The 19876-nt window shown below is 72.8% G+C and carries 26 protein-coding genes and 1 pseudogene; 16 read left to right on the forward strand and 11 right to left on the reverse strand.

Translation table 11 applies throughout. The features are described 5' to 3' along the window. Positions 1–98: 98 nt before the first annotated feature. The gene (locus tag ACZ7LV_RS00755; RefSeq protein WP_471936024.1) at positions 99–545 is read right to left on the reverse strand and encodes a VanZ family protein; all 447 of its coding nucleotides are present in this window, start codon (positions 543–545) and stop codon (positions 99–101) included. Between the two features lie 468 nt (positions 546–1013). On the opposite strand from ACZ7LV_RS00755, the gene ACZ7LV_RS00760 reads away from it, so the two are divergent. The 6 genes from ACZ7LV_RS00760 to ACZ7LV_RS00785 are packed head-to-tail and all read left to right on the forward strand — an operon-like array spanning position 1014 to position 4748. After that, complete coding sequence (locus ACZ7LV_RS00760; RefSeq protein ID WP_471934642.1) at positions 1014–1196, forward strand: hypothetical protein; 183 nt, start codon at positions 1014–1016, stop codon at positions 1194–1196. After that, positions 1193–1645, forward strand: a complete 453-nt coding sequence (locus ACZ7LV_RS00765; RefSeq protein WP_471934643.1) for an MrpF/PhaF family protein — start codon at positions 1193–1195, stop codon at positions 1643–1645. The genes ACZ7LV_RS00760 and ACZ7LV_RS00765 overlap by 4 nt, the downstream gene beginning before the upstream one ends. Then, positions 1638–1898, forward strand: a complete 261-nt coding sequence (locus tag ACZ7LV_RS00770; RefSeq protein WP_471934644.1) for a hydrogenase subunit MbhD domain-containing protein — start codon at positions 1638–1640, stop codon at positions 1896–1898. The genes ACZ7LV_RS00765 and ACZ7LV_RS00770 overlap by 8 nt, the downstream gene beginning before the upstream one ends. Then, positions 1895–2632: a hydrogen gas-evolving membrane-bound hydrogenase subunit E gene (gene mbhE, locus ACZ7LV_RS00775; RefSeq protein ID WP_471934645.1), complete on the forward strand. Its 738-nt coding sequence runs from the start codon at positions 1895–1897 to the stop codon at positions 2630–2632. Before ACZ7LV_RS00770 ends, mbhE begins: the two co-directional genes overlap by 4 nt. Before the next feature lie 5 nt (positions 2633–2637). Next, positions 2638–2988: a sodium:proton antiporter gene (locus ACZ7LV_RS00780; RefSeq protein ID WP_401668821.1), complete on the forward strand. Its 351-nt coding sequence runs from the start codon at positions 2638–2640 to the stop codon at positions 2986–2988. Beyond that, positions 2988–4748 (forward strand): complex I subunit 5 family protein, encoded by a 1761-nt coding sequence (locus ACZ7LV_RS00785; protein ID WP_471934646.1) that lies wholly within the window; start codon positions 2988–2990, stop codon positions 4746–4748. The genes ACZ7LV_RS00780 and ACZ7LV_RS00785 overlap by 1 nt, the downstream gene beginning before the upstream one ends. Here ACZ7LV_RS00785 and ACZ7LV_RS00790 read toward each other — a convergent pair whose 3' ends face one another. The 3 genes from ACZ7LV_RS00790 to ACZ7LV_RS00800 all read right to left on the reverse strand — a co-directional run bounded on the left by ACZ7LV_RS00790 (position 4749) and on the right by ACZ7LV_RS00800 (position 7047). Next, positions 4749–5399, reverse strand: a complete 651-nt coding sequence (locus ACZ7LV_RS00790; protein ID WP_471934647.1) for a DUF4230 domain-containing protein — start codon at positions 5397–5399, stop codon at positions 4749–4751. Between the two features lie 118 nt (positions 5400–5517). Next, positions 5518–5967: an anti-sigma factor antagonist gene (locus ACZ7LV_RS00795; protein WP_471934648.1), complete on the reverse strand. Its 450-nt coding sequence runs from the start codon at positions 5965–5967 to the stop codon at positions 5518–5520. 129 nt (positions 5968–6096) lie between these two features. After that, entirely contained in the window at positions 6097–7047 is a 951-nt protein-coding gene (locus ACZ7LV_RS00800; RefSeq protein ID WP_471934649.1) for an NADP-dependent oxidoreductase, read from the reverse strand. Positions 7048–7118: 71 nt separating this feature from the next. Between ACZ7LV_RS00800 and ACZ7LV_RS00805 the strand changes: the two genes are divergently transcribed. The 3 genes from ACZ7LV_RS00805 to ACZ7LV_RS00815 all read left to right on the forward strand — a co-directional run bounded on the left by ACZ7LV_RS00805 (position 7119) and on the right by ACZ7LV_RS00815 (position 9463). After that, complete coding sequence (locus ACZ7LV_RS00805) at positions 7119–8066, forward strand: GlxA family transcriptional regulator (protein WP_471934650.1); 948 nt, start codon at positions 7119–7121, stop codon at positions 8064–8066. Between the two features lie 67 nt (positions 8067–8133). After that, positions 8134–8985, forward strand: a complete 852-nt coding sequence (locus ACZ7LV_RS00810; protein ID WP_471934651.1) for a hypothetical protein — start codon at positions 8134–8136, stop codon at positions 8983–8985. An 85-nt stretch (positions 8986–9070) separates the two neighbouring features. After that, entirely contained in the window at positions 9071–9463 is a 393-nt protein-coding gene (locus ACZ7LV_RS00815) for a VOC family protein (RefSeq protein ID WP_471934652.1), read from the forward strand. Positions 9464–9475: 12 nt separating this feature from the next. Here the strand turns inward: ACZ7LV_RS00815 and ACZ7LV_RS00820 are convergent, their stop codons facing one another. Then, the gene (locus ACZ7LV_RS00820) at positions 9476–9772 is read right to left on the reverse strand and encodes a DUF4235 domain-containing protein (protein ID WP_471934653.1); all 297 of its coding nucleotides are present in this window, start codon (positions 9770–9772) and stop codon (positions 9476–9478) included. Positions 9773–9888: 116 nt separating this feature from the next. Beyond that, positions 9889–10920, reverse strand: a complete 1032-nt coding sequence (locus tag ACZ7LV_RS00825; RefSeq protein WP_471934654.1) for a glutathione S-transferase family protein — start codon at positions 10918–10920, stop codon at positions 9889–9891. A gap of 109 nt (positions 10921–11029) precedes the next feature. Between ACZ7LV_RS00825 and ACZ7LV_RS00830 the strand changes: the two genes are divergently transcribed. Beyond that, positions 11030–12001, forward strand: coding sequence for a cation diffusion facilitator family transporter (locus ACZ7LV_RS00830; RefSeq protein WP_471934655.1), 972 nt, complete (start codon positions 11030–11032; stop codon positions 11999–12001). Positions 12002–12052: 51 nt separating this feature from the next. On the opposite strand, the gene ACZ7LV_RS00835 is transcribed toward ACZ7LV_RS00830, so the two are convergent. Continuing rightward, positions 12053–12502 (reverse strand): nitroreductase family deazaflavin-dependent oxidoreductase, encoded by a 450-nt coding sequence (locus ACZ7LV_RS00835; RefSeq protein WP_471934656.1) that lies wholly within the window; start codon positions 12500–12502, stop codon positions 12053–12055. Between the two features lie 189 nt (positions 12503–12691). Between ACZ7LV_RS00835 and ACZ7LV_RS00840 the strand changes: the two genes are divergently transcribed. After that, positions 12692–13126, forward strand: coding sequence for a nuclear transport factor 2 family protein (locus ACZ7LV_RS00840; RefSeq protein WP_471934657.1), 435 nt, complete (start codon positions 12692–12694; stop codon positions 13124–13126). On the opposite strand, the pseudogene ACZ7LV_RS00845 reads toward ACZ7LV_RS00840, so the two are convergent. Continuing rightward, positions 13113–13958, reverse strand: a pseudogene (locus tag ACZ7LV_RS00845) (sigma-70 family RNA polymerase sigma factor family protein). The gene ACZ7LV_RS00840 and the pseudogene ACZ7LV_RS00845 sit on opposite strands and share 14 nt — an antisense overlap. 32 nt (positions 13959–13990) lie before the next feature. Then, positions 13991–14575, reverse strand: coding sequence for a TetR/AcrR family transcriptional regulator (locus ACZ7LV_RS00850; RefSeq protein WP_471934658.1), 585 nt, complete (start codon positions 14573–14575; stop codon positions 13991–13993). 132 nt (positions 14576–14707) lie between these two features. On the opposite strand from ACZ7LV_RS00850, the gene ACZ7LV_RS00855 reads away from it, so the two are divergent. Together ACZ7LV_RS00855 and ACZ7LV_RS00860 are read left to right on the forward strand one after the other, a co-directional pair. Further along, on the forward strand, positions 14708–15166 hold the full coding sequence (locus ACZ7LV_RS00855; RefSeq protein WP_471934659.1) for a nuclear transport factor 2 family protein: 459 nt from the start codon (positions 14708–14710) through the stop codon (positions 15164–15166). A 9-nt stretch (positions 15167–15175) separates the two neighbouring features. After that, complete coding sequence (locus tag ACZ7LV_RS00860) at positions 15176–15694, forward strand: flavoprotein (protein ID WP_471934660.1); 519 nt, start codon at positions 15176–15178, stop codon at positions 15692–15694. A 91-nt stretch (positions 15695–15785) separates the two neighbouring features. Here the strand turns inward: ACZ7LV_RS00860 and ACZ7LV_RS00865 are convergent, their stop codons facing one another. After that, positions 15786–16253 (reverse strand): MarR family winged helix-turn-helix transcriptional regulator, encoded by a 468-nt coding sequence (locus ACZ7LV_RS00865; protein ID WP_471934661.1) that lies wholly within the window; start codon positions 16251–16253, stop codon positions 15786–15788. Positions 16254–16404: 151 nt separating this feature from the next. Between ACZ7LV_RS00865 and ACZ7LV_RS00870 the strand changes: the two genes are divergently transcribed. The 3 genes from ACZ7LV_RS00870 to ACZ7LV_RS00880 all read left to right on the forward strand — a co-directional run bounded on the left by ACZ7LV_RS00870 (position 16405) and on the right by ACZ7LV_RS00880 (position 18720). After that, positions 16405–16968: an NADPH-dependent FMN reductase gene (locus ACZ7LV_RS00870; protein ID WP_471934662.1), complete on the forward strand. Its 564-nt coding sequence runs from the start codon at positions 16405–16407 to the stop codon at positions 16966–16968. A 182-nt stretch (positions 16969–17150) separates the two neighbouring features. Beyond that, positions 17151–17627 (forward strand): MarR family winged helix-turn-helix transcriptional regulator, encoded by a 477-nt coding sequence (locus ACZ7LV_RS00875; protein ID WP_471934663.1) that lies wholly within the window; start codon positions 17151–17153, stop codon positions 17625–17627. 124 nt (positions 17628–17751) lie between these two features. Beyond that, the gene (locus tag ACZ7LV_RS00880; protein WP_471934664.1) at positions 17752–18720 is read left to right on the forward strand and encodes an aldo/keto reductase; all 969 of its coding nucleotides are present in this window, start codon (positions 17752–17754) and stop codon (positions 18718–18720) included. 3 nt (positions 18721–18723) lie between these two features. Here the strand turns inward: ACZ7LV_RS00880 and ACZ7LV_RS00885 are convergent, their stop codons facing one another. Further along, positions 18724–19542: a phytanoyl-CoA dioxygenase family protein gene (locus tag ACZ7LV_RS00885; protein WP_471934665.1), complete on the reverse strand. Its 819-nt coding sequence runs from the start codon at positions 19540–19542 to the stop codon at positions 18724–18726. Positions 19543–19876 lie beyond the last annotated feature (334 nt).

The raw sequence follows: 19876 nt of genomic DNA on the forward strand, positions 1-19876 counted from the left end.
GGAGCGCCGACTGAGGTGGGGGGTGAAGGATTCCCCTTGATTTAAGGGATGAGGTAAGGACGCGTCAATACCTTGGCCCAGACCAGGAGTTGAGGTCCTCAGCGCCGCGCGTGCACCGCCCGGCCGAGCCTGCGCCCCACCAGCAGATACCCGGCCAGCGCCCCGGCCGTGTTCAGGATGACGTCGTCGATGTCGAAGGCACGGCCGGTGATCATCGCACCCTGCACCAGCTCCACCGCCAGCATCACGACCGCGGTGAGCAGGGCCACCCGCAGGATTCCCCGGGCGCGCGGCGCGAGGACGGGTACCAGCACACCGAACGGCACGCCGAGCAGCAGGTTCCCGCCGATCTGCTTCACCGCGTCCCGCAGTTCCGGCTGATTCAGATAGGCCTGCAGGGAGTCGCCGGGCTGCAGGTTGGTGTGCGTCAGCGCCTCCGAAGCGGGTGAGGGTTGCAGCGTCAGCTTGGCCAGCACCACGGCGAAGGCCACCATGAAGGCGAAGGCGCAGGTCATGGCCAGCGCCCGGCCGATCGCGGCGAGCAGTGAGCGCTTCGGCTCGGCACCCTTCTCGGCCCGCGGTCCGGCGGAGCGCTTGGCGGATGTCTTGGTGGACGTCTTGGCGGGCCGCTTGCCGGATGCCGGGGCGGACCGCTTGGTCGACGTTTCGGCGGACCGCCAGGAGAAAGCCTTGGCGAACCGTTCGGCGGCGGACGGTTTGGCGGTCCGCCCGGCGGCGGGCCGCTTGGCGCCCCGCTCGGCGCGCTGCTTGGCAGGTCGCGGGCGGGTCAGAACGCGGGACAGCAATGCTGCACGGGCCACTCGGTCCTCCAGACTTCAACTTCCCTCGGCCATCAACGCGATTACCCCCGGACCCCGCAGAGATGCGGTGGCGGTTTGCCTTTGTCCTGCGGGGGCACCCCGCCCGGGATCCGCGCGCCGCCCCGCCCCCGCCCGGTGCCGGTGCTTTGATGACGCGCAGTGACCCGAGGAGCCCGCGGAGGTGGCCGCCCGATGACCCGGCGTACGAGGCTGCTCGCCGTGGCCGAGGTGCTGACCTGGTGGGTGCTGCTCGTCGCTCTGTGGCTGGCTCTCATCAGCACGGTCGACACCCTGGAACTGGTCGTGGGCGCGAGCGCCGCAGCCCTGGCGGCGCCGGCGGCGCGGGCCGCCCGCCGGGCGGTGACCGACCGGTGAACGGCTGGCTGCTCGCGGCGGCCGTCACCCTGGGTGGCGGACTCGCGGCCACCTTGTGGGGCGTGGCCACCGGCCCGCTCGCCCGCCGGGTCGTGGCGCAGAACCTCGCCACCGCCGTCGCCTGCCCCTGCCTGCTCCTGCTCTCCCAGGCCTACGAGCGTCCGGCGTACGTCGACGTGGCCCTGGTCCTCGCCCTGCTGGGCCCGGTGGGCACCCTGGTGTTCGCCCGGCTGCTCGCCGACGAACTGGCCGCGCACCCACCGCGTCTGTGGGGGCCGACCTGGGCGACGGCCGCCCTCGGCACGGCCGTCGTGCTCGCGCTGTGCGTGGTGACCGCGCCCGGCCGGGCGACGGTCAAGCTCCTGGTGGTCGGGGCGCTGCTGGTCGGCGGGAACGTGGTCGCCACCCGCGCGCTGACCGGCGGCATCCGGGGGGTGCGCGGTGGCTGACCCCGTGGTGGTCGTGGCGCTGCTGCTCGTGGCAGGCACCGCGACCCTCGCCGTCGCGGTCCGTGACCCGGTGCGCCAGGCGCTCGTGCTGGCCGTGCTCGGCGTCGTGCTCGCGGTGCTGTTCACCGCCCTCCAGGCTCCCGACGTCGCCCTGTCGCAACTGGCCGTCGGCTCGGCCGTCACCCCCCTGTTGCTGCTGCTCGCCGTGCGCAAGGCCAGACGCCGCGGTCGGCGCGAGGAGCGTGAGCGGTGAACCGGCGGCTGCGGCTGTGGCTGCTGGTCGTCGGCGGCGCGGGACTGGCCGTGCTGCTCGTCGCCGCCTGTCTGGAACTGCCCGCCTTCGGCGGCGCCTCGCACCCGTACGGGGACCGGGCCGTGCGCGCCTCCCTCGCCCGGCGCACCGCCAACACCGTCTCCTCGGTCAACTTCGACCAGCGCGCCTTCGACACCCTCGGCGAGATGACCATCCTGTTCGCCGCCGTGCTGGGCTGCGTGGTCCTGCTGCGCCAGACCCGCGAAGAACACCGCGCCCGGCCGGAACCGGCCGACGTGGAGCCGCCGGTACGGCGCTACGCCCTGGTCGTGCTGCCGGTCGCCCTGCTCGTCGGCCTCTACGTCGTGGCGCACGGCCAGCTCAGCCCCGGCGGCGGCTTCCAGGGCGGCGTGGCCGTCGCGACCGCCCTGCACCTGCTCTACCTCGGCGCGGACTACCGGGCCCTGGAACGCATCCGCCCGGTGGCCCTCTACGAGGTCGGCGACGCGGTCGCCGCCTGCGCCTACGTCGTGCTGGGGCTCGCCGGCGTGCTCGCCGGCACCGCCTTCCTGGCCAACACCCTGCTGCCGTACGGCACCTTCAACACCCTGTCCTCCGGCGGCCTCGTCCCGCTGCTGAACGCGGCCATCGGCATGGAGGTCGCCTGCGCGGTCGTCGTCCTGCTCGCCCGCTTCCTGGACCAGGCCGTCGAGATCGAGGAGGAGCGCACGTGAACGAGTTGCCGGCCGTGCTGCCGTATCTGGTCGCCGTGTGGGTCTTCCTGGCCGGGTGCTACGGACTGGCCACCAGCCGCAACCTGATCCACGCGGTCGGCTGCCTGTCGGTCTGTCAGGCGGCCACGTACGTGCTGCTGCTCGCCGTCGGCTACCGGGACGACGCGACCGCCCCCGTGTTCTCCGACATCGAACCGGGCTCCCGTCCGGTCGTGGACCCCGTCGTGCAGGCGCTGGCCCTCACCGACGTCGTGGTCGGCGCCACCGTCACCGCACTCCTGCTCGCGCTGGTCGTGCAGATCTCCAAGCGGCACGGCACGGTCGACCCCGACGAGCTGTCGGAGCTGCGTGGCTGATGCACCACCTGCTGCCGCTCCTCGTCGCCGTCCCGCTCCTCGGCGCCGGCCTGCTGGTCGCCGTGGGCCGGGCCCTGCCCCGGGTCGCCGCCGACACCGTCGGCTGCGCCGTCTCGGCGGGGACCGCCGCGCTCGCCGTCCTGCTGCTGCTGAACTGCTCGCCGCCGCGCACGGAATGGGTCGGCGGCTGGACGCCCGTGGACGGCCGTGGCATCGGCATCGTGCTGGTGGGGGACGGCCCCGGGCTCGGCATGGCCGCGCTCGCCTCGGTGCTGACGCTGGCGGCCCTGGCGTACTCCTGGCGCTACTTCGAGGAGCCGCCGCGCCGGCACGCCGGCTCGTTCCCGGCCCTGATGCTGCTCTTCCAGGCCGGCATGTGCGGCTTCGCGATCGCGGGCGACCTGTTCAACGCGTTCGTGTTCTTCGAGCTCATGAGCGTCGTGGCGTACGCGCTGACCGGCTACCGCGTCGAGGAGGCCAAGGCCGTACAGGGCGCGCTCACCTTCGGCGTCGTCAACTCGCTGGGCGCCTACGCCGTGCTGATGGGCATCGCCCTGCTGTACGCGCGCACCGGTGAGCTGTCGATGTCGCTGATCGGCCGGGGGCTTGACGCGCACGGCGGGCCCGACGCGCTGGTCCTCGCGAGCTTCGTGCTGGTGCTCACCGGCCTGCTGGTCAAGTCGGCGGCCGTGCCCTTCCACTTCTGGCTGCCGGACGCCCACGCCGTGGCCCCCACGCCGGTGTGCATGCTGCTCTCCGGTGTCATGGTCGAGCTGGGGGTCTTCGGCGTCTGGCGGGTGTACGGGACGGTCTTCGCCGGACCCGGCGGGATCCCCGCCCCCGACCTCGAACGGGTCCTCGTCGTGCTCGGGGTGCTGACGGCCGTCGTCGGGGCCGTCATGTGCTGGTACCAGCGCCACATCAAGCGGCTCCTGGCGTACTCGACCGTCGCCCACACCGGCCTGTTCCTCATCGGCATCGGCGTGCTCACCCCGCAGGCCGACGACGGGATCGCGCTGTACATCCTCGGCCACGCCGGTGTGAAGGCCGCCCTGTTCGCCTGCGCGGGCATCCTGCTGGACCGGTACGGCAGCGTCGACGAGCACGCCTTGCACGGGCGGGGCCGCGACCTGCGCACCGTGGCCGTGCTGTTCGCCGTGGGCGGCCTGGCCCTCGCCGGGCTGCCGCCGTTCGCCGGGTCGCTCGGCAAGTCGGTGGCGGAGGAGGCGACGGGCGGGGCGCTGGCCGGGCTGTACGTGGTCGCCTCGGCGCTGACGGCGGCCGCGGTCCTGCGGGTCGCCGGGCGGGTCTTCCTGGGCCTCGGGCCCCCGCCTCCGGAGGCGGGGGAGTACGAGACGACCGGCTCCGGGGAGGAACCGGAGACCCGGGGACGCCTCGGCGCCGTCCCCGACACCATGACCGCCGTCCCGGCGCTGCTGCTCGCCGGCGCGCTCGTCGCCGGGGTCGTCCCCGGCTTCGCCGAGGCGGTGGCGCACGTGGTGAACGAGGCGGGCTCCGGCGGCGCCGTCGTGCCCGTGCACTGGACGCCGCTCGGCGACGTGCTGGGCCTCGTCTCGACGGCGCTCGCCGTGGGGCTGGCCGCGGTGGCCGTGGCCCGTCCGAGGCTGCTCGCCGCCCCGGACCGGGCGCTGCCGCTGCGGCGCCTGCAGTCCGGGCACGTCGGGGACTACGTGGCCTGGCTGCTGGTGGGCTCCACCCTGCTCGGCGCCCTCGCCCTGCCCGGAGTCCTCGGCACCTGATCAGGTGCCGTAGGTGACCTTGACCTCCTTGAAACCGAGCGAGCCCAGCAGTCCTTCGAGCATGCCGGTGGTGTTGGTCTCGGCGCGCCGGGTCAGTTCGCTCTCCTCGGCCGCGTCCCGGATGTGGCGCACCGCGAGCTGCTGCACGGCCTGTTCACCGTTGGGGTTGTCCGAGAAGAGGTCGCCGAGCCGGTCGAACAGACCGCGCTGCTTGGAGACGGCGTAGGAGCGGTCGGGGTCGAGTGCGGGCTTGCCGAGTGCCGCGTGCGGCAGCCGCAGCGTGGCGGACGTCCGGTCCTCGTTGACCGTCACGTCGTCCTCGCCGAGCTTGCCGAGGTCGACGTAGGCGTCGACGGTGCCTGCCCCGATGTACAGGGTGCGGGTGCCGCGGATGGCGTCGGGCAGGTACTTGGTGTCCTTCTCCAGGTCCACGACGACCTGGAAGTTGCCGGACGCGGCGTCATAACGGCTCATGTCCTTTATCGACTTGAGCAGGGCCGGCCCCGAGCGGTCGTGGGTCTCCGTGCCGAACAGGTCCTTCAGGCCCGGCAGCACACTCAGCCGGGTCCCGGCGAACAGCACGGCGAGCACCACCACGACGGCGCTCAGTGCCTTCGCCCAACCGGGCATGCGCTTGATCGAAGTCGTCATGGGCGACGGTCCTCCTTCCTGCTCTCCCCCATGCCCGCCAAATCCCGCGCCAGTCCGATTGGTTGACCCGTGTACGACCGTTGGGGTGCGGAAGCGGAGACGGGGGACGGCGCGGGTGTCAGACCGTGGGGGTCCCGGGCCGCCGCAGGGCCTCGTCCAGGGTCGGCAGCGGCGGCAGCAGCCGGTGCAGTCCGGTGACCCGCAGCACGCGCAGGGTCAGGGGGTGGGCACACACCAGGTGCAGGCGTCCCTCGTGGGCGAGCACCCGGCTGTGCGCCCGGTACAGCAGACGCAGTCCCGAGCAGTCGAAGAACTCCACCGGGCTGAGGTCGATCACGATCCGGGCGCCGGGGCGCGCCGTCAGCTCGTCCAGGTGGGGGAGGATCTCCTCGGCCGCGGCGATGTCGATCTCCCCGCGGAACTCCAGGACGGTGTGCCCGCGCTCCCGGTGGACCCGCAGATGACGGGTGAGCGGCGCGGTGTTCCGCTCCACGTCGACCTCCCCACCGGTGCCGGTGGGCCCACAACTGCGGGCCCTGCCCTGCAAGTTACCCTCGATGGAAAGCATTGCAGCATGTTCGGTTGACATATGTCTTCGAAACACGACCGAGTTTCTTCGCTACTTGAACGAAGTGTTACGACAGGGCCCGCCAGATCCTGATGAGGTCCTGGCGGGCCGGCGGTCGTCGGGCGCGGGTCAGTCGCCCAGCAGCACCAGCTTGCCGGTGGTGCGGCCCAGGTCGCCGATCTCGTGCGCCTTGGCGGCCTCGGCCAGCGGGAAGGTCCCCGAGATCGAGGGCCGCAGCTTGCCCTCCTCGACGAGTTCCGCGACGGCCCTCATGCCGTGCTGGTCGGCGTCCACCAGCATCCGGACCGCCCGCACGCCGAGCCGCTCGGCCTCGGCGTGGAAGTCGTCCGAACCGACCGGCAGGATCGACACCACGATGCCGCCCGGGCGCAGTACGCGCAGCGAGCGCACGGAGTGGTCGCCGCCGATGGTGTCGAGCACGACGTCGACGTCCCGGACGGCCTCCTCGAAGTCGGTCGTCCGGTAGTCGACCGGCTCGTCCACACCGATCTCGCGCAGGAAGTCGTGCTTGCCCGCGCTCGCCGTGCCGATCACGTACGCGCCCCGGGCCTTGGCGATCTGCACGGCCACGTGCCCGACGCCGCCCGCCGCGGCGTGGATCAGCACCCGGCCGCCCGGACGCAGGTCCGCCCGCTCCACCAGCGCCTGCCAGGCGGTCAGGGAGACCAGCGGCAGCGCCCCCGCCTGCGTGTGGTCGAGCGCGGCGGGCTTCGGGACGAGGGCACGGGCCGGGGCGATCACGTACTCGGCGTGCGAGCCGTGCCCGAAGGGGTAGGGCAGCATGCCGAAGACCTCGTCGCCCGGCTGGTGGAGGGCCACGCCGACACCGGTCTCCTCGACGACGCCGGACACGTCCCAGCCGAGGGTGAAGGGCGGCGCGCCGAGGAAGCCGCCGGTGGCGCGGTGCTTCCAGTCGGTCGGGTTCACGCCGGCGGCCCGCACCCGGACCAGCACCTCGTTCGGCCGCGGGACCGGCCGCGGCACCTCCGTCAGCTTGAGGACCTCGGGACCGCCGAGAACGTCCTGGGTGAGGGCTCGCATGGTGTTCACAGTGCTCATGGTCACCCAGCCTGCCCGGATCCGCCCGCCAGGAAAATGGCACGAATGCCAACCTTCGATAAGATCGTGCCATGCAGCGTGTGCAACGGGTCGTGGTCCTGGCCCTCGACGGCGTGTACCCCTTCGAACTGGGCATCCCCAGCCGCATCTTCGGTGCGGCCGACGGCCGTTACGACGTCCAAACGTGCAGCGCGGACGGCGGTCCGGTGCGCACCAACGCCGACTTCTCGATCACCGTCGAGCGGGGTCCCGACGCCCTGGCCACGGCCGACACGGTGGTGATCCCGCCGGTCGGGCAGGAGTTCCTGACCGAGCACGTGCCCGACGAGGTGCGGGCCGCCCTCGCCCGGATCCGCCCCGGCACCCGCGTCGTCTCGATCTGCACCGGCGCCTTCGTGCTGGCAGCCGCCGGACTGCTCGACGGCCGCAGGGCCACCACGCACTGGCACCTCGCCGACCTCTTCCGGCGGATGTTCCCGCAGGTCGAACTCGACCCCGACGTCCTCTTCGTCGACGACGACCCCGTCCTGACCTCCGCCGGGGCCGCCTCCGGCGTCGACGTCTGCCTGCACCTCGTGCGCAAGGACCACGGCAGCCGGCTCGCCAACGCGGTCGCGCGGCGCTGTGTGGTGCCGCCGTTCCGGGAAGGCGGCCAGGCCCAGTACATCGAGCAGCCCGTGCCCGCCGCCGGTGCCGCGAGCACCGCCGCCACCCGCGTCTGGGCCCTCGAACACCTCGGCGAACCGCTGACCCTGTCCGATCTCGCCGCCCAGGCCCGGATGAGCCTGCGCACCTTCGCCCGCCGCTTCCACGACGAAGTGGGGGTCAGCCCCGGCCGCTGGCTCATCCAGCAGCGGGTCGCCCGCGCCCGGCACCTCCTGGAGTCCAGCGACCTCCCCGTCGACCACATCGCCGGCGAGGTCGGCTTCGCCACGGGCGCGTCCCTGCGCCAGCACCTGCACGCAGCCATCGGCGTCTCCCCGCAGGCGTACCGCCGCACGTTCCGCACCGCGCGCTGAGCGAACGTTCCGGGCGGCCGGCGCGTCCAGGAAGGGACGACGACCGACGCACGGCCCGAGGAGAGACATGCGCGGTGGAGCGAGGACGGCGGGCGCGGTCCTGCTGGCGGTGACCGTGACGGGATGCGCGGCGGACCGCGGCGACCGCGAGGACCTGGTGATCAGCGGTACCCCTCCGGCGCGGCCGTACGACGGGCCCCTGCACCTCCCCGCGCGTCCCACCGGCGATCGTGCCGCGCCCGCCCCGGACCTCGACGCCGGCGCCGCGGGCCGGGCGCTGGAGTGCGACGGCGAGATCTGGACCGGCGGCCCGAGCGGGGGCTGGGGCGAGGCCGACGGGGGAGCCACTCCCGAGGAGGGCCTCGCGGTCTACTTCGAGGTCGAGCAGGCCGAGGTGCCGGACCACGGCTACCGCGCGGAACGCACGAGCGCCGACCGCGTCCTGTACTCCTTCGACGTCGCCGGCCGGACGAAGGTCGCGGTCGTGGTCGCCGAGGACCGCCCCGGCTCCCCGGGGTGGGGTCCGGAGACGAGCGCCATGTGCGACCCCGCCGAACTCCCGGAGTGGTTCACCGACACCCGGCCCTACGACCTCTGGACCGACGCCCACGGCGCCCGCGTGCCGTTCACCGAACTGCACACCTCCCAGGGCGACCCGCACTGCGGCTGGGAGTCGGTCACCTTCCTGGAGACCCGGGGCGTCACCTACGCCCGCGACCCCGAGGGCGCGCTCCCCGCCACCATGCTCGCCGGCCGCTACCTCCCCGCCGCCCGCCTCCCCGCGGACGCCCGCGACACCGGCCACCACGTCGGCGAACGCCGCCTGTGGCGGTCCCCCGACACCACCGCCGTGTACGTCCAGGACTCCGAGGGGGTGGAGTCCTGGCCCCGGGTGGAGCCCGACCGGGGCTGCAAGTGAGCAGCCTGATTCCGCCGGGCCGGGACAACCGCAAGGACAGGGCGCCGGACACCACGGTCCCGCGCCGGACCCTTCGGAGGACGACATGTCAGTGGTGACCGCGGGCGTCATGGTGCTCGACTGCGCCGAGCCCGAGAAGCTCGCCGTGTTCTACAAGGAGTTCATGGAGGCCGAGGAGACCGACGCGACGGCCAACCGCGTGGAGATCCGCAGCCCCGACGGCACCCGTCTGGCCTTCCGGCGTGACGTCAACGCCACACCGCCGAGCTGGCCGCGCCCCGAGAACTCCCTCCAAACGCACCTGGAGTTCATCGTCACGGACCTGGACGCGGCCGAGCGCCGCATCGTCTCGCTGGGCGGGCGCCCGGTGGACACGAAGGACTCCGCCGGGCCGTCCGAGGAACGCGGCTACTCCGACCCGGCGGGGCACTCCTTCACCCTGCGCCGTGGGCTTCCGACGGCACCGAAGCAGGGCTGACCAGGGCGGGCGTCAGTCCCGGCCACCCTTCTGCGCCGCCGGCCACACGCCGGTGGAGCGCTCGATGGCCTTGGCGCCACCGCGGTCCACGGCGCTGCGCACGGCGGCGAAGATGGCGCCCTGGACCGCGGCGGCCAGCAGGATCTCGCCCCACTTGCGGTCCGGGTCGAGCGCGTCCGGCGCGTCCTCCTCGTGCCGGAGCGCCATCCACGTCTTGCGGAAGGCGAGCCCGGCCACCCATCCGCCGGCCCACCCCAGCAGCCAGCCGACGGGCTGGTACGCCACGGGGAGCTTCTGCTTCTTCTTCATGCCCACCTGGTTCTCCTTGTCTCGATCGTGAGCTACGGGCTTCGTGCCGGGTGCCATGTGCGACGGTGTCCGGCGGGCACGGGCCGGGTCACCGTACGTACGGTGCGAGCGCCGGTTCAGGGCCTGCCGGCCACGGCCACCTCCTCGGCCCGGCGCACCGGCCCCGGCGGGGTGCCGTCCCCGAACGGCCGCCCGCCGAGTTCCGCACGGCGGTGCTGGGTCCTCCAGCTCGCGAGGTCCGGGCCGAGCGGCACGATCCCGGACGGGTTGATGCCGGTGTGCACCTGGTAGTAGTGCCGCTTGATGTGGTCGAAGTCGACGGTGTCGCCGAAGCCGGGCGTCTGGAAGAGGTCGCGGGCGTACGCCCAGAGCACCTGGTTCTCCGTCAGCTTCCACCGGTTGCACTTGAAGTGACCGTGGTAGACGGCGTCGAAACGGACCAGCGTGGTGAACAGCCGGATGTCCGCCTCGGTGATCGTGTCGCCGACCAGGTAGCGCTGGCGGGCCAGTCGCGGGGTCAGCAGCTCCAGCCGCCGGAAGACGTCCGAGCAGGCCGCCTCGTACTCCTCCTGGCCGGTGGCGAAACCGGCCCGGTACACCCCGTTGTTGACGTCCTCGTAGACGCCCGCCATCACCTCGTCGATCTCGTCCCGCCGGTTTCGCGGATACAGGTCCGGCGCGCCCTCGCGGTGCAGGGCGGTCCACTCGGTGGCGAAGTCGAGCGTGATCTGCTGGAAGTCGTTGGTGACGAGCTGCCCGGTGGGCACGTCGACGATCGCCGGTACGCTGACGCCGCCCGGATAGCCGGTCTCGCGCCGGTCGTAGGCCTCGCCGAGGAAGCGGATCCCGAGGACCGGGTCGCGGTCGTCCGGGTCGAGGGTGAAGCGCCAGCTGCGGTCGTCCTGGATCGGGTCCGTGACGGCCATGGACAGGGCCGCCTCCAGTCCCAGCAGCCGGCGTGAGATCACCGCGCGGCTCGCCCACGGACAGGCACGGCTGACCACCAGACGGTAACGCCCCGCCTCGACCGGCCAGCCGTCCCGGCCGTCCGCCGTTATGCGGTCCGCGAAGTGGCTCCTGGACCGCCGGAACGACTTGCGGCCGTAGGCGCTGTTGCCGCCGCCGTCCCCGTCACTCTGGCCGCTCATGACCTGTCTCCTCCCTGCCGTGGGCGTGTCCCGGCCCCGGGTTCCCCGAGTTCCCCCGATTCCGCCCCCGGCACGGTGTGATCTGCCCCGGCGGGGGCAATCGGCGGTGGTGAACCGGACATCCACGGAATCATCGAAGGCCGACCGCAAGACACGTGTCACCGTCCTGGTAGCGCTCACGGCCAATCTTGTGATCGCGGTGGCCAAGGCCGTCGGCGGTGTGATCGCCGGCTCGCCCGCCCTGCTGTCGGAGGCGGCGCACTCCGTGGCGGACAGCCTCAACGAGGTCTTCCTGCTCGCCGCACTGCGCCGCAGCCGCCGCCCCGCCGACCGGCGGCATCCCTTCGGATACGGCAAGGAGCGGTTCTTCTGGTCGCTGCTCGCGGCCGTCGGCATCTTCGTGATGGGCGGATGCTTCTCGTTCTTCCAGGGCGTCGAGGCACTCGCCAAGGGCGGTGAGGAGAGCTTCGGCGGCTATGTGGCCGGCATGATCGTCCTCGGTGTCGCCCTCCTCGCCGAGGGCGCGTCCCTCCTCCGGGCGCTGCACCAACTGCGCGGGCAGGGCTTCGCCGACGGCATGCGCGACCCGGCGCTGCGCACCGTCGTCGCCGAGGACGGCACCGCGGTACTCGGGGTGACCCTCGCCCTCATCGGCATGGCGCTGCACATGGTCACCGGCGAGGTGGTGTGGGAGGCGTCCGCCTCGCTCGCCATCGGCGCCCTGCTCGTCTACGTGGCGTACCGGCTCGGCAAGGAAGCCCGCGCCCAGCTGATCGGGGAGGCCGCGGACCCGGAGTCGAGCGGCAGGATCCACTCGCTGCTGCGGGCGCAGCCCGAGATCGACAGCGTGGAGGCGCTGTTCACCATGAAGACGGGGATCGACACGGCGCTCGTGGCCGCCCGCGTGGACCTGGTGCCCGGTCTGGACAGCGAGCGGGTCGAGGAGGTGGCCGTGCGCATCAAGCGGTCGATCGGCCGTACGGTCCCGGAGGCCGACCAGATCTTCCTGGACGTGACCGACCGGCACGCCGAGGAGGCAGGAGAAAGCCCCGCCGCGACGGGGGAGCGCGGCGGGGCCTGAGGTGCGGGTGCCCGGCACCTACGCGTTCATGCACACCGGGCGCGCAGGAAATCAGTCCCCGTCCACCGGCTCCAGCACGAACACCGGGATGATCCGGTCGGTCTTCTTCTGGTAGTCGGCGTAGGGCGGGAAGGCGGCGACGGCACGCTCCCACCACGGCTCCTTCTCCGCGCCGGTGACCTCCCGGGCGGTCATGTCCCGCTTGACGGGGCCGTCCTGGAGCTCCACCCGCGGATGGGACTTGACGTTGTGGTACCAGACCGGATGCCTGGGCGCTCCTCCGAGGGACGCCACGACCGCGTACACGCCGTCGTGCTCGACCCGCATCACCGGCGTCTTGCGGATCTTGCCGCTCCGCGCACCCAGCGTCGTCAGCACCACGACGGGCAACCCGGTGTCGAGCAGGGTCGTCCCCGCCGTCCCGCCGGAGCTCTCGTACAACTCCACCTGCTCGCGCACCCACTGCTCCGGGCTGGGCTCGTACTCACCCTCAAGAGGCATGGAAACCGTCCCATCGTCACGTAGCGAATCGGACTACTCCGTGCGTCAACACTGGCAAACGCCGATTTGATCCACCCGCTCGACACTCCCGGCACCGCCCATTACCTGCCGGGTAATCGCGCCGGTCCGCGCGCTCGGGGCAGAGTCGGGAGCAACCCCACCGGCCGCCGCCCGAAGGAGACGAACGCCATGACCGCCACCGCCACGACGACCCGAGCCGTGGTCGACGAACTGCTCCGCAGGATCGGCCAGGGGGATCCCGCGCACATCGCCGAACTGTACGCCGCGCACACCGACTGGAGGCTGAGCTGGCCGGACGACGAACACGGCCGGGCCGCCACCCCGTGGATCACGCGGCGGGGGACGGACGGCGACGCCGCCGCCCACTACCGCGAGTTGGCCGCCCACCACGTCCCCGGGGCCGCGGACACCCGGATCGAGCACGTCCTTACCGACGGAGCCGACGCCGTCGTACTGGGCGAGATCCGTCAGACGGCACTGTCGACGGGGCGCGCCTACCGCGCCCGGTTCGCCCTGCACCTCACCGTCGAGAACGGCCTGATCGTCCGTCACCACGTGTACGAGGACAGCCTGTCGGTGGCCCGGGCCTTCAGCGCGGACTGAAGTCGCCGAGCACCGCCAGGTCGAGCCGCCGCGGCCGGTCCGGATCGGCGACGACCTCGTACGCGCCGATCCGGCCGCCCTCGACCGTGACCGTGAGGGCGAACAGCAGCCGGCCCGCGCGGGGCCACGACGACGCCGACACGGCCGTCCACGAGGGCGGTGGCCGCGTGCCGGGACCGCTCCCGCAACCGCACCGTCCCCTCGGCCACCGCGCGGGCGCCCCGCAGCCGCGCGGGTGCCCCCGGCGGCAGCGCGGCGGGGTCGGCCCTGCGGACCACGTCCGGGGCCAGTACGTCGAGCAGCGCGGCCAGGTCGCCGCCGCGCGCGGCGGCCAGGAACGCCTCGACCACCCGCCGGTGCCGCCCCAGTTCGGCGGCGGGGCGGCGCCGGCGCGCCCCGCGCCTTGTGCCGGGCCCGGCCGGCCGGCCGGCTTCTCGGCCGCAGGCTGCGAGCGACCCACGACCCGCGCGATGGCCGCGAAGGGCATGGCGAACAGGTCGTGCAGCAGGAACGCGACCCGCTCCGCCGGCCCCGTCGCGTCGATCAGCATCGCCTCGTCCTCGGGTGCGTCGCCGTCGGCGCTTAGGTCGAGGCCGTACGGCTCCTCGCGCCGGGTCGCGCGGGCCCGCGGCATGTCGAGGCAGATCCGGGACCACCGTGGTCGGCCAGGCGGCCAGGTGGCCGATGTACTCGCCGCCCGCGCGGCTCAGCCGCGGCCAGGCCTCCTGGACGGCGTCGTCCGCCTCGTGGGGCGAGCCCGGCATCCGGAAGGCCACCTACCGCGGCGACCACGCTCGGCCTCGAACCGCGCCGCCGGCTTCTGGTCGCCCATGGGTCACCCTCCCCTCGGTCCGCCCCGCACCGTCACTCCGTCGACGAAGCGGACCCGGCGGAGGTGACATCCGCCGCCAGCAGCAACCGGGCGCCCTCGCGGGCCTGCGCGGCGGGTTCCGGGCTCCCGGTGACCCCGGCCGTGACCATGGCGCCCTCCGCCAGCAGGTGGAGCGGCGCGGTCAGCGCGGCGGACAGCCCGGCGTCGGCCACCAGCGTGCCGACGTACGCGCGAAAGGCCCGCTTGTGCGCCCGCACCTGCTCGGCCACCGCGTCGGAGACGGCGCCCAGTTCGCCGTACGCGTTGATCCAGGCGCAGCCGCGGAAGTCGTCCTCGGCGAACCACTGCCCCAGCCAGTCGAAGACCGCGAGGATCCGTTCCCTGGGGTCCTGCCGCGCGGCCACGTACGTGGCGAGCCGGTCGCGCCAGCGCAGGTCACGCCGCTCCAGATACGCCACGACCAGGTGCTCCTTCGCCGGGAACAGCTGGTACAGGCGTTTGAGCGAGACCCCCGAGGCGCCGCGCACGTCGTCCATGCCGACGGACTGCAGGCCGCGCCCGTAGAACAGCCGCTCCGCGGCGTCCAGGGCCCGCTCCCGGGCGACTGCGCTGTCCATGAGGCGACCACTTCCCTGAGGTGCGAACAAGGGGGTGCGTGTACCGGTTGACGGGAGAACGCACGTTCTCCTACCGTAGCAGCGACAGGGAGAACGAACGTTCTCCGTCGAGGTCCGGCCCGAGGAGAGCCCATGAGCACCCGCCCGCCCCTGCCTCCCTTCACCCGCGAGAGCGCCGCGCAGAAGGTGCAGGCCGCCGAGGACGCCTGGAACACCCGCGACCCGCACAAGGTGGCGCTCGCCTACTCCGAGGACTCGGTCTGGCGCAACCGCGACACCTTCGTCACCGGCCGCGCCGAGATCGTCGCGTTCCTCACCGCGAAGTGGGAGCGCGAGCTCGACTACGCGCTGCGCAAGGACCTGTGGGCGTTCGACGGCGACCGCATCGCGGTCCGCTTCCAGTACGAGTGCCGGGACGCCGACGGCCAGTGGTGGCGGTCGTACGGCAACGAGCTGTGGGAGTTCGACGCGAACGGCCTGATGACCCGGCGGGAGGCCAGCATCAACGACGTCGCCGTCGACGAGGGCGCGCGGCGCATCCGGGGTCCGCGGCCGGAGGCGGAGCGAGGGCGGTCCTTCCCGCTTCAGTAGGGTTCCCGGGTGACCGCACAGGGTGGGAAGCCTTTCCTCTACGTCGTCGTCTGCGCCGCCGGGGTCGCCGCGGACGTGGGCGTACTGATCGCCGCCGCGCAGGAGCGGGGCTGGGAGGTGGGCGTGATCGCGACGCCCACCGCGACGGGTGGCTTCTTCGACGTCGCCGCGGTCGAGGCCCGGACCGGCCGCCCGATCCGCTCCGCCTGGCGGGCGCCGGGCGACCCGCGCCCCTTCCCGGCCCCGGACGCCGTGGTGGTGGCCCCGGCCACCTTCAACACCCTCAACAAATGGGCGGCGGGCCTCGGTGACACCCTCGCCGTCGCCACCCTCTGCGAGGCGTACGGCCTCGGCGTCCCGATCGCGGTCCTGCCCTGCGTCGCGGACGCGCTGGCCGCCCATCCCGCCTACGCGGACAGCCTGATACGGCTGCGGGGGATGGGTGTGCGCTTCGGCGAACCGTACTCGGGCGAGGAGGACCGCGCCGCGTTCCGGTGGGAACGCGCGCTGGACCTGCTCGACCGCTAGAGCCTGCCGTTCGGATCACGCCGCGGAGGATCGACGGCGGTTCGTCGGCGCCGCGTCCGCGGCGTGATCCCAACGACAGCCTCGGGGCCGCTCAGGTCGCGACGTTCCGGAAGGCGGCGGCGACCGCCGTGAGGTCCAGGCCGGCCAGATGGTCGAGCAAGTGGCACCGGACGGCGGCCAGATGGGCCGGCCAGGCCTCTTCGAGCCGGGCGAGTCCGGCGTCGGTGAGGGCGGCGTGCCAGCCGCGGCCGTCCTCGTCGCACCGGTGCCGCCGCACGAATCCCTCGCCCTCCAGGCGGTGCACGACCCGGGTCGTGCCGCTCAGGGACATCTGGCAGGCGTCGGCCAGCTCCCCCATGCGCAGCCGGCGCCCCGGCGCCTCGGAGAGGTGCATCAGGGCCAGGTACTCGGTCAGCGGCAGCCGCTGCTCTTGGACCATGGCCGCGTCGACGGCGTGCGGCAGGGCGTGGACGAGATGCGGTAGGGACCGCACGACGGCCTCCTCGTCCGCGGTGAGCGGTCGCGGCGCGGCAGCGCTCGGTGCCGGCTCCGGTGTCATGCAGACATCACCTCGTTCCTCGGTTCGGCGCACGGCCCGGTCGACCGCGCCCTCACTTACTTGACGAAGCAAACACATCGTGCCTAGGTTGCTTGTCGAAGCAAATATATCCCGGGTCCGAACCGGGAGCGTCCTTGTGAAGGGTTTTGGCATGATCAAGATCGGCATCATCCTCGGCAGCACCCGTCCCGGGCGTAACGGCGAGGCCGTGGCCCACTGGGTCCGCGACATCGCCGCGCAGCGCACCGAAGCCGAGTTCGAGCTGGTCGACCTGCTCGACTACAAGCTCCCGCACCTCGACGAGATGCTCCCGCCGTCCCTGGGCCAGTACGCCCAGCCGCACACCCAGGAGTGGGCGCGCAAGATCGACTCCTTCGACGGCTTCATCATCGTGACGCCCGAGTACAACCACTCGACGTCCGGGGTGCTGAAGAACGCGATCGACTTCCTCTACGCCGAGTGGAACAACAAGGCCGTCGGCTTCGTCAGCTACGGCTCCCTGGGTGGCGCCCGTGCGGTGGAGCACCTGCGCCTGGTGGCGGCCGAGGTCCAGATGGCCGACGTGCGTGCGCAGGTCGCGCTGTCGCTGTTCCACGACTTCGAGAACTTCAGCGAGTTCAAGCCCGGCGCCTTCCAGGAGGAGGCCCTGAACACCACCCTCGACCAGGTGCTGGCCTGGAGCGCGGCCCTCGCCCCGCTGCGCGCCGCCGCGTAACGGCAGCACCGCACCTCCCGCCCGGCCGCCTCCCGTGAGGGGCGGGCCGGCCCTCGGGCGGCACGGGTCCGGCCGGTCGGGCTCCCGCGCGGCAACGGCGCCGCCGGGAGCCCACCGGTCCGCCGCGCACCACCGTGCGGGGTGCCCGGCCGAATCCTTCGCCGGACAAGTAATATGAGGCCATGTCACGTGCCGCAGGGCAGCCCGACCCCACCGAGCGGGAGCTGCGCCCCCTCACCCCGGACGAAGAGGCCGTCGTACGGTCCCTCGGCCGCATCGTCTACTCCCTGCCGCGGGCCCTCGACGCGGACATGCTGCGGGAGCAGCGGCTGTCCCTCACCGAGTACCTGGCCCTGGTGAACCTGTCCGAGGCGCCGGAGCGTCAGTTGCGCATGGGCGACCTGGCCGAGGCCTGCGAGATGTCGCTGAGCGGCATGACACGTCTGGCGAGCCGCCTGGAGAGCCAGGGACTGATCCGGCGGGTCAGGTCGGAACAGGACGCGCGCGGCTGGAACGCCCTCCTGACCGACGCGGGATTCGCGCGGCTCGAGGAGGCCTACCCGACCAACCTGGCCTCCGTGCGGCGCCACTTCCTCGACCACCTCACGGAACTCGACCTCGGCAAGCTCGCGGCCGCCCTGCGCAACATCGCCACCTGACCGCGGCGCGCGCCACCGGCCCCGGACCCCGGTCGCCGGCCGGTGCGGACCACGCCCCCGGTTGGAGTGCGCGCGAAGACGTACGCTCCCCTCGGATTCCCCTCCGACGGCAGGAGCAGCAACGATGCAGTACGTGAAGCTCGGTTCGACGGGCCTGGACGTCTCGCGGATCTGTCTGGGCTGTATGACCTACGGTCTTCCCGACCGGGGCGCACACGAGTGGACCCTCGACGAGGCGGCGTCCCGCCCGCTAATCCGGCAGGCGCTGGAGGCCGGGATCACCTTCTTCGACACGGCGAACGTCTACTCGGACGGCACCAGTGAGGAGATCGTGGGCAGGGCGCTGAAGGACTTCGCCCGCCGCGACGAGATCGTGCTGGCGACCAAGGTGCACGGCCGGATGCGGCCCGGTCCCAACGGCGGCGGCCTCTCCCGCCAGGCGATCATGACCGAGATCGACCGGAGTCTCACCCGGCTCGGCACCGACTACGTCGACCTCTACCAGATACACCGCTGGGACGCGCAGACCCCGATCGAGGAGACGATGGAGGCGCTGCACGACCTGGTCAAGGCGGGCAAGGTGCGCTACATCGGGGCGAGTTCGATGTACGCCTGGCAGTTCTCCAAGGCGCAGTACACCGCCCGGCTGCACGGCTGGACCCGGTTCGTCTCCATGCAGAACCACTACAACCTCCTCTACCGCGAGGAAGAACGGGAGATGCTGCCGCTCTGCGCGGACCAGGGCGTCGGCGTGCTGCCGTGGAGCCCGCTCGCCCGCGGCCGCCTCACCCGGGACTGGGACACCACCACCGAACGCAGCGCCAACGACACCTTCGGCAGCCGCCTCTACCCCGACGGCGACCGCACGATCGTCGAGGCCGTCACCCGGATCGCGAACGACCGGGGCGTACCGCGCGCCCAGGTCGCCCTCGCGTGGCTGCTGCACCGCGGCACCGTGACGGCCCCGATCGTCGGCGCCGCCAAGCCCCACCACGTCGACGACGCGGTGGCCGCCGTAGAGCTCGAACTCACCGGCAAGGAGATCGAGGAACTGGAGCAGCCCTACGCCCCGCACCCCGTCTCGGGGCACTGAGGCTCAGTGCGGGCCCGGCGGGGCGAACTCCGTGCCGCACGGGCCCGCGCCCTCGCTCTCCGGCAGCGGAACCCGGTCGCCGCTCATCGTCAGCGTGCGGTAGTGGACGCCGATGCGTTCGGTGGAGCGGCCCACGTAGTGGCCGATGAAGGACCGCCGGAAACGCTCGGCGGCGCGGTTCGGCCCGGAGCCGTGCACCAGGCTTCCGTTGAAGAACAGGACGTCGCCCGGCCGCATGTCGACCGGTACGGGCGTGAGCCCGGGCGGCGGCGGTACGTACTCCCGCGCGAACGACAGCTCCTCGTCCGCCTCCTCCGGGCAGAAGATGTCCATCCGGTGCGTGCCCGGTACGACCTCCAGACCACCGTTCTCCCGGTCGATGACATCGCAGGCCACCCACGCCGCCACGCACGTGCCCGGCTCGACGCGCAGATAGAAGTTGTCCTGGTGCAGTGCCTGCCCCCGGGCGCCCGGGGGCTTGAAGTAGAACATGCTCTGCGCGGCCAGGGCCTCCTCACCGAGCAGCACCTCCAGCACCGTGCGCAACCGGGCGTCCAGCAGGAAGCGCAGCGCCAGGTCACTGATCTCGTGCGGGTGCATGACCCTCGGGTAGGCGGCGAGCGGGTCGTCGCCCGCCCTCGGCTGGAAGTGCCCCGGCACCGCACCGCCCGCGTGCAGCGCCGTGAAGTCGGCGCACAGGCGGTCGATCTCGTCGGGCCCGAACAACCCGTGCACGACCGTGAAGCCGTCCTCCCGGAACCGCGCGAGCCCTTCTTCGGTCAGGACGGGATGACCGGCGGCGCCGATGTCCGTGGCTGTCATGCGTCCACTCCTCGATGAGGTGTCCCCGGTGCACCAAGCCAGGCCGGACCACGGCCATGAGCGCTGACGACCTGCCCGGAACCGCTGCGCCCGGCGTTCCGTCGCCGCCGCCCGGCCTGGTGGTGATCGGCCACTTCGACCAGTCTCCGGGCTACGCGGTGGATCGGCCACGCGGCGCGGACAGCCGGCTGTTCACCACGGACCACGGCCGGCCGGCGCCGCCTGAGCCAGGGTGCCACCCGGACGTCCGCGGACCCGGGCGGCCCGGTGGTGCTCGCGCCCGCCGTCCGGCAGGGCTACGGCGTCGCCCCGGGCGCACGGCACTGGCGCGTCT

The organism is Streptomyces sp. NPDC107562, from assembly GCF_055657325.1.